The sequence below is a fragment of the Sphingomonas sp. NPDC019816 genome (assembly GCF_050274375.1).
Classification (GTDB): domain Bacteria; phylum Pseudomonadota; class Alphaproteobacteria; order Sphingomonadales; family Sphingomonadaceae; genus Sphingomonas.
Genome location: NZ_JBNNOB010000285.1, coordinates 1 through 1,018, shown reverse-complemented (window position 1 = coordinate 1,018; position 1,018 = coordinate 1). Strand labels below are relative to the sequence as shown.

Sequence of the window (1,018 nt, the reverse complement as noted above, 5' to 3'; positions counted from 1 at the left end):
TGGGGGGGGGTTTTTTTGGGTTTTTTTTTTTTTTTTTTTTTTTTTTTTTTTTTTTTTTTTTTTTTTTCCGTGAAGTTGTCGCCTTCTCGGTCCCAATCGCGCAGACCATCATACACCCCGGCCAGATGGCAGACGTCATCGTCGATGAACTCCGGCGCCTGCAGATCCTCCTGCCTTCTCCGTCGATTCTCGAAGCGGTGCTGCGGCGGGCGCGCCAGCAAGCCGAACAGCTTACCTATGAAGTGCTCACGAATGGCCTGCTGCCTGACACCCTTCAGGGCCTGGACGATTTGCTGGCCCGACGACCGGGGCAGGTCGCGACATGGCTATCCTGGATGCGCAATGCGCCACAATCGCCGGCAGCGCGCAACATCCTGCGCCTGATCGAACGGCTCGCCTATATCCGCGCGCTGGGCCTCGATCGCGCCCGTGCCGACATGATCCCGGCTTTGACTTTTGACAGGCTGGCGGACGAAGGCAGCCGCATCACACCCCAGCACCTTGGCGAACTCAATGCCCTGCGCCGCCATGCGACGCTGGCGGCAACCGGCATCCGGCTTGAGGAAAGCCTGACCGACGCCACCCTGACGATGTTCGACAAGCTGTTGGGCAGCATGGCGCGCCGCGCCGAGAACCGGACCCGCGACAAAGCCCTCAAGACGGTGCGCGAGTTGCAAGGCCACCTCCGGACGCTCACGGGGTCTTGCCGCCTCCTCATCGACGCGCGCAGCAAGGGCGTGGATTCTCTGGCGCAGATCGAGGCGCTGGACTGGCAGCACTTCGCCGTGGCCGTCGAGCAGGCCGAAGTGCTCGGGCGACCGGAAACCGTCGATCGCACCGCCGAATTGATCGAGCGGCATCGGACGGTGAAGCTCTTTGTCGGCGCTTTTCTCAACGCCTTCGAGTTTCGCGGCGCCGGCGCGGTTCAGGGGCTCCTGTCAGCGCTGGCCATCATCGCGGAGCTATAAAAAAAAAAAAAAAAAAAAAAAAAAAAAAAAAAAAAAAAAAAAAAAAAAAA

At 58.8% G+C, this 1,018-nt stretch carries 1 pseudogene; it reads left to right on the top strand.

Annotated features, from left to right (window positions below):
• Window positions 1-65: 65 nt before the first annotated feature.
• Window positions 66-965, top strand: a pseudogene (locus tag ACQKJZ_RS19455) (Tn3 family transposase); the annotation flags it as partial.
• Between the last annotated feature and the right edge of the window lie 53 nt (window positions 966-1,018).